Source organism: Acinetobacter sp. AC1-2, from assembly GCF_016124155.1.
Taxonomy (GTDB): Bacteria; Pseudomonadota; Gammaproteobacteria; order Pseudomonadales; family Moraxellaceae; genus Acinetobacter; species Acinetobacter calcoaceticus.
Genome location: NZ_JABFFO010000001.1, coordinates 975,956 through 988,282, shown reverse-complemented (window position 1 = coordinate 988,282; position 12,327 = coordinate 975,956). Strand labels below are relative to the sequence as shown.

Annotated in this window: 10 protein-coding genes and 1 pseudogene; 6 read left to right on the top strand and 5 right to left on the bottom strand. The window is 38.1% G+C overall.

The window, feature by feature from the left end; all coding sequences use genetic code 11:
• Nucleotides 1-116 precede the first annotated feature (116 nt).
• Nucleotides 117-731: a TetR/AcrR family transcriptional regulator gene (locus HL290_RS04610; RefSeq protein ID WP_198495738.1), complete on the bottom strand. Its 615-nt coding sequence runs from the start codon at nucleotides 729-731 to the stop codon at nucleotides 117-119.
• Nucleotides 732-915: 184 nt separating this feature from the next.
• Nucleotides 916-1,542, bottom strand: coding sequence for a TetR/AcrR family transcriptional regulator (locus tag HL290_RS04605; protein WP_198495737.1), 627 nt, complete (start codon nucleotides 1,540-1,542; stop codon nucleotides 916-918).
• A gap of 166 nt (nucleotides 1,543-1,708) precedes the next feature.
• On the opposite strand from HL290_RS04605, the gene HL290_RS04600 reads away from it, so the two are divergent.
• Both HL290_RS04600 and HL290_RS04595 read left to right on the top strand, forming a co-directional pair.
• Nucleotides 1,709-3,286: an MFS transporter gene (locus HL290_RS04600; protein WP_198495736.1), complete on the top strand. Its 1,578-nt coding sequence runs from the start codon at nucleotides 1,709-1,711 to the stop codon at nucleotides 3,284-3,286.
• Nucleotides 3,283-4,371 carry an HlyD family secretion protein gene (locus HL290_RS04595; RefSeq protein ID WP_198495735.1) on the top strand — a complete coding sequence of 363 codons (1,089 nt, stop codon included), beginning with the start codon at nucleotides 3,283-3,285 and terminating at the stop codon, nucleotides 4,369-4,371. The genes HL290_RS04600 and HL290_RS04595 overlap by 4 nt, the downstream gene beginning before the upstream one ends.
• 84 nt (nucleotides 4,372-4,455) lie before the next feature.
• Here HL290_RS04595 and HL290_RS18820 read toward each other — a convergent pair whose 3' ends face one another.
• Nucleotides 4,456-5,490 carry an AraC family transcriptional regulator gene (locus tag HL290_RS18820; protein ID WP_052438079.1) on the bottom strand — a complete coding sequence of 345 codons (1,035 nt, stop codon included), beginning with the start codon at nucleotides 5,488-5,490 and terminating at the stop codon, nucleotides 4,456-4,458.
• Between the two features lie 685 nt (nucleotides 5,491-6,175).
• On the opposite strand from HL290_RS18820, the gene HL290_RS04585 reads away from it, so the two are divergent.
• From HL290_RS04585 to HL290_RS04575, 3 genes are all read left to right on the top strand, one after another.
• Nucleotides 6,176-7,798 (top strand): arylsulfatase, encoded by a 1,623-nt coding sequence (locus HL290_RS04585; RefSeq protein WP_198495734.1) that lies wholly within the window; start codon nucleotides 6,176-6,178, stop codon nucleotides 7,796-7,798.
• Nucleotides 7,799-7,840: 42 nt separating this feature from the next.
• The gene (locus tag HL290_RS04580; RefSeq protein WP_198495733.1) at nucleotides 7,841-8,758 is read left to right on the top strand and encodes a formylglycine-generating enzyme family protein; all 918 of its coding nucleotides are present in this window, start codon (nucleotides 7,841-7,843) and stop codon (nucleotides 8,756-8,758) included.
• A 183-nt stretch (nucleotides 8,759-8,941) separates the two neighbouring features.
• A complete protein-coding gene (locus HL290_RS04575; protein ID WP_198495732.1) occupies nucleotides 8,942-10,141 on the top strand; it encodes an outer membrane protein transport protein in 1,200 nt (399 codons plus the stop codon).
• A gap of 53 nt (nucleotides 10,142-10,194) precedes the next feature.
• Here HL290_RS04575 and HL290_RS04570 read toward each other — a convergent pair.
• Nucleotides 10,195-10,340: pseudogene (locus HL290_RS04570) on the bottom strand (GABA permease); the annotation flags it as partial.
• 107 nt (nucleotides 10,341-10,447) lie between these two features.
• Nucleotides 10,448-10,816, bottom strand: coding sequence for a winged helix-turn-helix transcriptional regulator (locus tag HL290_RS04565; RefSeq protein ID WP_198496384.1), 369 nt, complete (start codon nucleotides 10,814-10,816; stop codon nucleotides 10,448-10,450).
• A gap of 273 nt (nucleotides 10,817-11,089) precedes the next feature.
• Here HL290_RS04565 and HL290_RS04560 point away from each other — a divergent pair, with 273 nt between their 5' ends.
• Nucleotides 11,090-12,217, top strand: a complete 1,128-nt coding sequence (locus HL290_RS04560; protein WP_198496383.1) for an NADH-dependent flavin oxidoreductase — start codon at nucleotides 11,090-11,092, stop codon at nucleotides 12,215-12,217.
• Nucleotides 12,218-12,327: the final 110 nt, after the last annotated feature.

Below are 12,327 nucleotides of genomic sequence, written 5' to 3'. Positions count from 1 at the left end.
TTTGATTACACAAGGGAATAGAGTTCAAACCGTACTGTCTAAACTGGTTCTATAAAAATGTAGGGCGAGATGAAGCAATGCTTACTCAATAAAAGATAGGAGTTTTTTTAGGCTTATTAATAAAAATGATCTGCTTTAAAACGAATTCCGCCTTCAATATAATCTTTTAGATATTTAGCGAGTAGTTTATGGTCTTTAACCTCTGTTGGCCAAAAATGCTCAAGACCAATATCACTGATCACATTTAAAATAATATTAAAAGTAAAAAGTACTTTAAGTGAAATCGCATTAGGGTCTGCATCAGGTAAAGCTTGCTGTAATAAATCTACGGCTTTATTGGCAATAGGTACTAAAGTTTTTGCAACAATAACGCGCCCTTCATCTCCGGCACTAATCGTTTTAGAGAAAAATTTGATGTAATGAATTCCGTTATTCTGTAAAAGTATTTTTACCATGGGTTTCATTAGAGCATCTACAACATCAGAAACCTGTACATTATCGGGCGGGATAGCATTTAATAACTCTAAACTATCAATAACATAAGGCTGCATGACATGATCTAATGCAGCCTCCACGAGTCCCCATTTTGACTTAAAGTGGTAATAAAGTGCTGATTTATTTGCAACTCCAGCAGTTTCATTAATTCTTTGTACCGATAGCGTTTCAATATTATTTTGTGAAAAAAGAATGATGGCTGCTTCTATCAATTTTTCTTTAGTTTGTTTACTCATTAGCTTCCACAGTACAAGTTAAAATTAATGGTATTAACTTAAGAAAATGTCCCCATTCTTAGGCATTAACCTTTAGAGAAAAAGAATAATCCATATAGATTAAATATCAAGTTGTTTTACTCTTAAATAAGCAAAAAATAGAAACTATTCTTACCAACTTTTGCGACCAGAAGTACTTATAAAATTAGTTTAACTTCTCATTATAATTGATATTTTTCATAAAAAAGCCAACTGCATATTCAACCCAAGAACTAATTTCACTATCCGATATGATGTAATTAGGATGTGTAAGACACTTAAGATGTGCATCACTTCGTAGTAATGCTAAAAATATATTCGCAGCAATATCTGAAGAAGAATTTAACTCAATTTCACCATTTTTGGCTGATTTTTCAAGATAAACCGCAATAATATTAGCAAGACGTTCTGGGCCAACTTGAAAGAATTTTTCAGATAACTCTGGAAACCTGACTGCTTCTGCAATACATACTCTAAAAAAAGCCAAACCCGAATGCGATAATATAAAACACAGATAGGTTTTCCCCATTTCAGTTAAAGCAGAACGTAGGTTTTCGGCTTTTGTCTCGACTAATATAATTTGCTCTTGCATGTTCGTGCATTGTCGTTCAATCACGGCAGCAAACATCACTTCTTTATTTTTATAACAACCATACATCGTCGCTTTTGAAACACCCGCCTCTTTTTGAATCATATCTGTTGTAGTGCCACTAAAACCATGAGTCAGGAAAAATTTTGTTGCTGCATCCAGAATTTTTTGATCTTTTTCATTAGCTTTGGTTGAAACAGACATAATGACCTTATAACAATTTTAGCGACTTCGTTTGTAGTGTAACTCATCGAAAAGTTCAAAATCGAGAATTGACGTAAATTTAATTAAAGAGTAGAGTACCGATCGGTACAGTTAATTGCAATACCTGCTACCTGCATAAATTTGTGTTTAAGATTTAAGGTAAAAGATGAATATACGCCCCCTCATCGGTTTGGCAGGTGCAATATTTGCTGCAATGACTGTTGAATTTAATAACCGCATCACCAGCATTACCTTAGCCGACATACGTGGAGCTATGGGAATTAGTGTCGACTCGGGTTATTGGGTCAATAGTATTTATGCCAGCGCCATGATTATTGGAATGATACTTTCCACCAGTTGGGCGGTCATTTTTTCTATGCGAAGAGTTCTACTTTTTGCCATAGGGCTTTGCCTCTTCTCTAGCGTTTTAATTCCTTTTAGTCCAAATATCGAAATATTTTATTTATTACGCGCCCTACAAGGTCTAGCTAATGGTTTAACCATTCCTTTGCTCATGGCATGTGCGCTTAGATTTTTGGGGCCAGATATTCGACTATGGGGTCTAGCCTGCTACGCATTAACTGCAACTTTCTTTCCCAACTTAAGTGCTGCGCTTTCTGCCTTTTATTTAGATGTGATTGGCTGGAAGATGATTTTCTTTCAAACCATCCCGTTTTGTGCCTTAAGTGCAGCGTTGGTTTATTTTGGTATTCCTCAAGACCCTTTAAATTATTCAAGAATAAAGGCTTACGATTGGACAGGCGCTATTTTAGCCATCATTAGTTTGGCAAGCCTGAGCACCATGTTATTGCATGGCAATCATCTAGATTGGTTCCATTCCAAATTAATTTGTGTATTGGCTTTAACAAGTGCTATCACCTTACCGTTATTTTTGATACATGAATGGCGTTCTCCATCCCCATTGATTAAACCGCAAATGCTCGAAATACGAAATTTTGCTTACGCTATCTTTGCGCTGTTTTGTTTTGTGATTATTGGGATGTCGACAAGTACATTACCACTAAATTACCTAAGTGCTGTACACGGCTATAAACCTACCCAAACCATGTGGATTGGTTTACAAATTGCGGCATTGCAATTTATCTATATTCCCATTGTCGTTAAGCTTTTAAATCAAGCTTGGGTCGATAGTCGATATGTGCATGGCTTTGGTTTGCTTCTAGTAATCGCAGGCTGTTTAGGTGCAAGTCAGCTCGACACCACATGGAATCAAGATCAATTTTATTTTTGGCACGCGATTTCATGTTTAGGGCAAACCTGCGTAGTGCTCTCGTTGCTCATGATGGGGACAAACAGCGTACATCCAACCATGGCGATTTACGCTTCACCGATGATTAATACCCCACGTGCCATTAGTGGCGTACTTGGTGTTTGTGTTTTGGATTGGGTAAACCGAGTACGTGGTGAATATCATTCAACACGACTGATTGAAAATACAGCCCAACATGTTTTCCAAAATATTCAAGGCCCTGTTATTAACCCTCTTACCCCACCTGTACTGACTGAAAATGGCGCAGAACGTGTTTCAGGTGGTTTATCAGCCCTAAATTCTGCGATTCAAGCGCAGCAATCTGTTTTAGTCATTAGCGATCAATATCTGATTTTAGCGGGATTGGCTGCGTTTTTATTGATCGTTATGCTGATTTTGCCCGTTAGAACCTATCCGCCACGCATTGCTCTCATTAAGTTAATGAATAGTCATAACTCAGGAAAATCTTTATGAGTACTCTCGAAGCCCAAGATACCACCAACACCGAACCACCCAAGTTAACAAAGGTGCAATATCTCAAAAAGCATTGGGTTATGGTTATCGCATTCATCATCGTTTTAGCATCCATTTTATGGGTTTTAAAACTTATATTTTTACCTTCTTCAATTGTTGAAACAGACGATGCGCGTGTGGATGTAGAGTACTCAACTATTGCGCCTAAGGTGTCTGGCAATATTGAAGAAATTTATATTAAAGATCATCAAACTGTAAAAAAAGGACAACTTTTAGCACGCATTGATGCACGTGATTATCAGGCTGCTTTGGCGGAAGCTGAATCTAATTATGCAAAAGCACAAGCCGACTTAAGCGAAGCAATGCTCGCAGTTGATAGACAACCGACTGTTATTCGAGAAACAGAAGCTCAGCTTAGAAAAGTAGAAGCAGGAATTAAACTTACTAAAGACAACACTGCGCGTTATGAGCAATTACAGGCGCTCGGTGCCGAGTCGAGGTTAATTACACAGCAGTCAAAAACCACATTGACTGAGCAATATGCCGACTTAGACAGTAGCAAAGAAAAAGTAATCGATGCGCAGTACCAGCTAAACCAATATAAGATTCAGGTACAAGCCAAACAAGCTGCCCTTAAACAGGCACAGGCCGCCCTTGATAAAGCAAAATTGAATCTTAGCTATACAGAAGTTCGAGCACCTATTGATGGCATGATTGGTCAGAAGTCTGCCAACGTCGGTAACTTTGTTGGCGCTGGTAATCCATTAATGGTTGTTGTGCCTTTAAATCAAGTCTATGTAGAAGCAAACTTTCGAGAAATTGAGTTAAAACAAATCAAAATCGGACAACCTGTTAATGTCTATGTAGATGCTTATAACGTTGAATTAAAAGGTGTGGTAGACAGTTTCTCTCCATCTACGGGCGCATTTTTCTCACCAATTTCTGCAACCAATGCGACTGGGAACTTTACCAAAATTGTTCAGCGCCTTCCATTACGTATCAAACTTGTTGAAAACCAACCGGATATTAAGTTGTTGCGTCCTGGTTTATCTGTTTTAGTTTCGGTTGATACAACTCATAAATAAATCACTTGTATTTTAGGATAAGAGAAAAAGAGACCATTTACGGTCTCTTATCCTCCAAGCAATCAAATGTTAAGCAGAGTGTGATCAAATAAAATCATCCCGATATTTCTTTGGTGATTTACCAGTCCGAGATTTAAACCAAGTAATAAAAGCATTACTGGTATAAAAACCCAAAGATTTCGAAATTAGAGATATTTTAAAATTATTATTTTCCAAATAACTTTTTGCCATATCAAATCTAACTTCATCTAAAATATCACTATATTTACTATTCTCTTCAAGTAATTTTCTACTTAATGTACGTACACTTATTCCTAATTTCTCTGCGATATATTCACGTGAAAAATTTCCACTTATATGCAACTGTTCATATAAAATAGAACGTACACCATTAGTAAACTCACTACTACCTACCGATTCTTTAATAATTAATTTTGCATAATTTTCAACATTTTCATACAACCTACGGTTTGCTGTTTTTAAAGGTAGCTTTAACGCATTCTTTGATAAAATAATTGCTGATTCAGGTTGGTTAAAATACACAGGGCATTTAAAAAAATTTCTATAAAAAATGACATCTTCAGCTTTTAAAATATCATGTTTAAAATGTATTGAATGTAAAACATTTTGTTCATTACTTTTTACAAGTTGAACAATACTAGCCCACCAAGCAATTTTATATTCTGTAGCATATTGTATAAATTTAGGACTGCCTAATAGGCATACCCATTCTAAGAAAATATAATTATCTTTTTCAGTCAAAAAAACCTTACCAATTCTACCATTTAACTCCCAATACTTTTCAAAAGTTTCTATGGCTTCCTCTAAGGATGAGCTAATTTCAATTAAATAACCTAATACCCCATTTGCTACAGAGTTATTTTTTTCAATAAATTTTAATATACTTAATGGATCATCTGAATTAGAAAATAAAAAAAGTATTATTTTTTCTAAGTATTCAAATAAAACAAAAGAATTGGGATCTATCAATAGATTTTCATTTAAATTAATTTTATCTATTAACTCTTCACGGGTAATATTAAAAAAATCACAATTATCTAGTATATGATTAATTAACCCAACTCGAACTTTCCCATTTGTATTAATTTTTTCCTTCACTTTTACACCAATAAAACCTATTAATATAAATAAATTTTAGTAAGAAACTTTGAGAAATATTTTGAAAGTCTTAATCACAAACTATCTCAGTAAAATATAAATTACTACTCTTCTAATCCTAAATTTATCATACACTAAACAATAACTTACATACAGAGTTAGCTTTTTCCATTTATTTTTTCAACTCTATTACAACAACTCCCGATAGCCTCTCTTGGAATAGTATCCCCTTAATAAACATCTATTTCTAATTTATGCCATTTCATTTCTGCTTTAGGTCTATTTTTAAAAAATAACATTTAATATCAAATAGATATATATTTTTTATAAATTTCCATCAATTGAAAGTTACTTATAAAAAATATAGTTTACGTTAAAGATTTTCCAAATCCGGCTTAAGTTTTTACATTTGGGAAATTCCGAATAGATTAATTAAAGGAATAAATTATGTTCAATTTTGGATTGCCATCTATTTTTTTTAAAGTTATTTACTTCTTAAAAAATCATTTGAAGAAGAAAAATTATCGGTCAGGGCTTCCTCTTCTCTAAGGGATTGATTTGTAAATTAATTTAGGTCACCTATTTTTTTAATGCAACGCTCTTCTATTACTAATTTCCTAATGATTAAGCTCAACATTACAGTAGCTAAAAGTTAGAGATATCACCTAATTATCAGGAACATATCATGCCCTTGACCACAAAATTACGCATGAGTACAGCTCTAATTTCCGCATTCGCCCTATCGACATTGGCACAAAATATTAATGCTCAAACTACAGCGATGACGGATGATACATTTTTAGCTCAAACTAAAGCCGAACACCCAAATCAAGAACCATCCATTACTCGCGCTAAACAAGAGTCATCCGCCCAACAACGATTAAATGTACTTAAACAGCGTTTTGGCCACGCTCCTAATATTATCGTTATTTTATTAGATGACGTTGGTTGGGGCGATCTTGGAGTATATGGTGGAGGGGTTTCTACTGGTGCTGCTACACCAAACATGGATCGTATGGCTAAAGATGGTCTACAGTTAATGAATGCCTATTCACAACCATCCTGTACGCCCACCAGAGCTTCAATTTTAACTGGACAATTCCCCATTAGAACAGGGCTATTACGTCCAATGCTACCTGGCGAAGGTGCTCATGAAAGAGGCATTAACCCCAACACAACCCTTCCCCAAAAACTTAAAGATGCTGGTTATGTAACGCAAGCAATTGGTAAATGGCATTTAGGTTCAACTAAAGAAGCTCAACCTCAAAATGTGGGCTTCGATCATTATTATGGAATTCTGACCTCATCTGACGATTATACGGCGTGGCGAGAACCTTGGCGTAATCCAGAGTTAATGCTGGATCCTGCTCGAAAAAAATGGGCTGCCGAAGGCGAAATAATGGCTATTGTTGAAGCATCTAAAGGACAAGAGGCTAAAGCTGTTTTTCCTATCGATAATGATTCAATCCGTCTGGTGGATGAAAAACTAACAGATAAAGCAATTAGCTTTATTAATGATTCAAAAAATAGTAATAAGCCATTTTTCCTCTATATGGGCGCACGTTGCTGTCACAATGATAATTATCCCCATCCTGATTTTGTAGGCAAATCACTTGCTAAATATCCGTATAAAGATGCCTTAGTGGAAATTGACTATCGCATAGGACAGATTCGAAAAGCATTAGAAAAGTCAGGACAATCTGAAAATACGCTGATTATTTTGGCTAGTGATAATGGCCCATTTACAGAAGCCTTCCCAGATACAGGGGTCACCCCATTTCGCGGAGCAAAAGCGACCAGTTTTGAAGGAGGCGTCCGCGTTCCCGGTATTGCCGTCTGGCCTGGAGTAATAAAACCTGGACGTATATCAGAAGGGTTATTTGATCTGACAGATATTTACGCAACCGCCTTAGGCTTAGCTGGTGCAACGGATAGCATGCCAAGTGATCGCTATATGGATACTATCGATCAGTCATCATTCCTCGTTGCTGACGATGGAAAATCACGCCGTCGAGTCCAATATTATTGGGCAAATGATAATTTCATGGGTGTTCGCATTGCCGAATATAAATTATTAGTTAAAGAACAAAGCTTTAATATCCCTGATACATGGCCACAAGCGAGTCCTTTTCAGGGTACGGCTCAACCGTTGCTATACGGCGGTAAGATTTTCAACTTACTTATTGATCCGAAAGAAGAGCACGCAATGGCTCCTCTAAAGCAACCTCAAATTCCAGTTTTAAAAGAAGCTGTAATGAGGCACTTAGAAACCATGAAAAGATATAAGACTCCTGTGCCATTTAGATAATGAGTAAGACAGACCAACAACGAGCTATTAATAGATATTGATATGAATGATATGGTTTACCTCAATGGTGGTACGTTCCTAATGGGTTCAAACACCCATTACCCCGAAGAAGCCCCAGCACATCAGGTTAGTGTTTCTCCTTTTTGGATTGATAAAACACCTGTTACAAACCTGCAATTTAAACAATTTGTTGAAGCAACCAGTTATATCACTTTTGCCGAACTCCCTCCTAATCCAAACGATTATCCGGGGGCTCCAGCTCACATGTTACAACCTGGCTCCTTACTATTTGTTCCCCCTTTAAAGCCAACTGATTTAACAGATTGGTCTTGGTGGAAATTTGAATTTGGAACGACATGGCGTAATCCACAAGGCCCTGGATCAACTATTCATGGCTTAGATGATCATCCTGTTGTTCATATTGCTTATTGCGATGCTTTGGCTTATGCCTCATGGCGTGGAAAATCACTACCCTCTGAAGCGGAATGGGAATATGCAGCTAGAGGAACTCTTGAAGGTTGTGAATTCGCGTGGGGTGATGAACTCACTCCTCTTGGCAAACATATGGCGAATACATGGCAAGGAGACTTTCCCTATGAAAATACAATGGAAGATGGTTATTCACGAACGTCTCCTGTAAAAACATTTCCCCCAAATGATTATGGGCTATATGACATGATTGGAAATGTATGGGAATGGACAGCAGATTTTTGGTCGCCAACCCACCAATTTAAATCGGTTTCACCTTGCTGTATACGACACAATCCACGCGGCGGTGCGAAAAATCAAAGTTATGACCCAGCAATGCCTGAGATTTCTATCCCTCGGCAAGTACTTAAAGGAGGTTCTCACCTCTGCGCCCCTAATTATTGTCGACGATACAGACCAGCTGCCAGACATCCGGAAGCTGTTGACACTTCTAGTAGTCATATAGGTTTCCGATGTGTCATCCGTGCATAACTGAAATATAAAAGTCAAAAAATAAATAACTCACTAGGAGAAGGTTAAAAGAAAGAATTCATAAACACTGAATCAAGCATAAGTACTTAGCTTGGAATCACCATATTGATGATATTCATACAGCGTTCTAATAAAAAAAATTAATTAGAATGTTGTATGCCCCAAAAGGAATTTGAGGCTCTCATGTATTCACGCATTACTCGTTACTCGTTATTTATTTTAGCAACATCACCATTTATGAATACAGCATCTGCTGCTGCTTTAGATAGATCTGGGCAGCCAGTGACTGATTTTTTTCAAGATGGCACCTATGCTTCCGTTTCTTATAACTATGTTATTCCCCAAATAAGTGGGCAAGATACTGGTCTAAGCTCTCATGGCAATTCACAGCATATTCCGAATATTACCAACAACTATTCATCCCTCAGAGGCGGATTAAAAACTGATTTAAATGAAAAGATTAGTGTTGGCCTTCTTTATGACCAACCCTTTAGTATTGATCTTCAACATCATGGCCAAAGTGATTTTGTTTCTCAGTCTGCAAATCACCTAGGACAAGGAACTAACGCTACGTTGAGTAGTCATAATTTGACAGGTTTAGTTGGCCTGAATATTAATGAATATTTAGGTATTTATGCAGGGCCTGCTATTGAAGAGATACAAGGTAAAGTACAATTACGTGGGCACATCTATAAAGGTATGGCAAATTACAATGCTGACCTAGACTCAGATTATGCTACTGGTTGGGTTGTAGGGTTAAATATCAAAAAGCCTGAATTAGGGTTAAAAGCAGCCCTGACCTATCGTTCAGAAATTAGACATAAAACCGAAGGCACAGAACAATTTAGCGCATTAAGTAATGATATTTACATTTCACCTGTAACATTTACGTCTCCAAAATCGGTTAATTTTGATTTTCAAACGGGTTTGAATAAAAAAACATTATTAACTGCAAATGTCCGTTGGGTACCATGGAAAGATTTCGAGTTAAAGCCTAGTAAATTAGCAGAGCGAACTGCACCAGCGAGTCCCGATCATACTGGTTTTCCATTAATTAGTTATGAGGAGAACCAATGGTCTGCACAAATTGGATTGGCTCGAAAAATGACTGAAAAGTTTGTCCTATCCACATCAATTAATTGGGACTCAGGCCTTGGAGACCCTGCAAATGCATTAGGTCCAATTAACGGTTATTGGGGAGTTGGACTTGGATTCCAATATCATTTTTTACCCGAATGGGCAATTTCATTGGGTGGCAAATATTTATGGCTCGGAGATGCTGAAGCTAAACGCCAAAATGGTGATATTGTTGGAAGATTTACAAATAACGACAGTATTGTTTTTGGATTAAAACTCTCTTATCAAAATAAATCTAATCATTAGCAATTCAGAAAGGACGGTATTTCCCCGTCCTTTCATATGTAAAGCCTTTTAAATTAATCTAAATTCATGGCAACCGCTCTGGGGTTGCTTTACGCTTTCGCGTGACGAACAACCCGCAAGCGACCACCACTAAAGTTACGCCCAAAGATAAAGTGGTTTCATAACTATAGGCTGGTGATAAAAACATATAATCTAAAACGGTCATATTGAAGACAATTCACAACCTAGAGGTAGTTGTAGTTTTACCCTACCTCCTCAGTAAAAATTGGCTTATTTCTTAGGATATGAACTCGTTCGGCAATGTATTCACACCGAATTTTGCTGATCGAATACATTTCGAGCGCTTTCAACCATTGGAAGCTTATCAATTGTCCATGCATGCAGTTGTCGCAAGGGTTGCTGCAATGTATTCCCCAGAGGCGTGATTTCATATTGAACAGCGAGTGGAGATGAAATCACTTGACGGGAGATAAGTCCATTACGCTCCAAACGGCGAAGACACTGGGTTAGAGCCTTTTGTGTAACACCTTCCAGCCGACGCTTAATCGCATTAAAACGATGCGGTCCGTCATCTAAAACGGCTAATACCATCATCGACCACTTATCTGCAATCTGATCAAATAAAACTCTGCTTGGGCAATTTGATGAAAAGCACTGCGGTTCAATAACTAACATCGAATTTTCCATGAAACTCTCCGATCAACCACATACCAATATGGTACTAGGTGTAAATTTTATACCAATCTCAAAGCTTGAACAATAAGGTTTCAGCCTTCCTACTTAGCTAGCTTGATTGAAGATTCCATCATAACTGCACAACGAGTAATTGCCACGAAATGCATGCAGAGATGGTTTACACGAGGATACCTAGGCTACTTAAAGTACCTAATTGACACTAGGTTTATAATGTATACCATTAAACATCACACCTTTTTAAGAGTTTATTTGATGTCTGTTCTCAATAATTTCTTCCATCCACTTAAGCTTGCTTCAGGCATCACCCTTCGCAACCGTATAGTGATGTCACCCATGACAACTTGGTCCGGTACTGATGATTTTCAAATCTCAGACGAAGAGGAAGCCTATTACCGGCTCCGCGTCAAAGGTGTAGGCTTAGTTGTGAGTGGATGTGCCCAAGTTACACCCAATGGTATCGGGTTTACACATGAGTTTTCTGCTGCTGATGATAGTTATATTCCAAGCCTTAAACGGCTCGCGGATGCTGCAAAAAGTGGTGGCGCACCAGCCATTCTTCAGCTATTTCATGCGGGCAATAAGGCTTTGCCTCAATTGATTCCCAATGCAGACGTAGTGAGCTCGAGCGCCATCTTGACGAAAGCTACTCCCTTCATGGCACCACAAACACCTCGGGCACTAGCAGGCGATGAAGTCTTGGAAATAATCAAGGCATTCGGCGAGGCAGCACGACGCGGTATCGAGGCTGGCTTCGACGGGATAGAAGTACATGGCGCACACGGTTTTCTTTTGCAAAACTTCTTGTCGCCAGCTACTAATACGCGCAGTGATGAATGGGGCGGCTCATTGGAAAACCGCATGCGGTTTCCATTAGCAGTCATTGCAGAGGTCAAGCGCGTCGTAGCCCAGCATGCTGCTGACCGTCCATTTGCCATCGGTGTTCGCCTTTCTCCCGAAGAAACGGGAGATGAAGGATACCGCATTAATCAAACTCTTACTTTTATTGATCAGGTGTTGGACCTTGGGATTGATTATATCCACGTCTCTTTGGCTAACCTGTTGACTGACCGCCCTATCGACGATCCAACTGGGCCATCCATCATCAACCACATTCTTGATCGAGTGGACAATCGCGTGCCTGTCTTAGCCGCTGGTGGTATCCTGACACCAGATCAAGCCAAGCAAGCACTAGATACTGGACTGTCCATGGTTGCGATTGGACGCGGATTGATTATCAATCCAGACTGGGTTGATAGCCTTAGAGAAGGACAAGAAATAGTTGTCGAACTTGATCCAACTAAAGTAAATGCTCTCAATATCCCAGAGAAGCTATGGACCATCATTCAAAACATGCCCGGCTGGATTCCTTTGAAGCAATAAGGGACTAGTAAAATTAAGGCCGTGTATTTGCTTGACCACCGCCCCGAATTTATAATTCTTATCATTTATAATAGCTCGATAGATATTTCTCTATCGAGCAGCCTATCGAT

What these genes read in the sequence shown, in the direction of transcription:
- HL290_RS04560 (WP_198496383.1), top strand. Translation starts at nt 11,090, where the DNA reads ATGTCTGTTCTCAATAATTTCTTCCATCCACTTAAGCTTGCTTCAGGC.
- HL290_RS04575 (WP_198495732.1), top strand. Translation starts at nt 8,942, where the DNA reads ATGTATTCACGCATTACTCGTTACTCGTTATTTATTTTAGCAACATCA.
- HL290_RS04605 (WP_198495737.1), bottom strand. Translation starts at nt 1,542, where the DNA reads ATGTCTGTTTCAACCAAAGCTAATGAAAAAGATCAAAAAATTCTGGAT.
- HL290_RS04565 (WP_198496384.1), bottom strand. Translation starts at nt 10,816, where the DNA reads ATGTTAGTTATTGAACCGCAGTGCTTTTCATCAAATTGCCCAAGCAGA.
- HL290_RS04585 (WP_198495734.1), top strand. Translation starts at nt 6,176, where the DNA reads ATGCCCTTGACCACAAAATTACGCATGAGTACAGCTCTAATTTCCGCA.
- HL290_RS04610 (WP_198495738.1), bottom strand. Translation starts at nt 731, where the DNA reads ATGAGTAAACAAACTAAAGAAAAATTGATAGAAGCAGCCATCATTCTT.
- HL290_RS04595 (WP_198495735.1), top strand. Translation starts at nt 3,283, where the DNA reads ATGAGTACTCTCGAAGCCCAAGATACCACCAACACCGAACCACCCAAG.
- HL290_RS04580 (WP_198495733.1), top strand. Translation starts at nt 7,841, where the DNA reads ATGAATGATATGGTTTACCTCAATGGTGGTACGTTCCTAATGGGTTCA.
- HL290_RS04600 (WP_198495736.1), top strand. Translation starts at nt 1,709, where the DNA reads ATGAATATACGCCCCCTCATCGGTTTGGCAGGTGCAATATTTGCTGCA.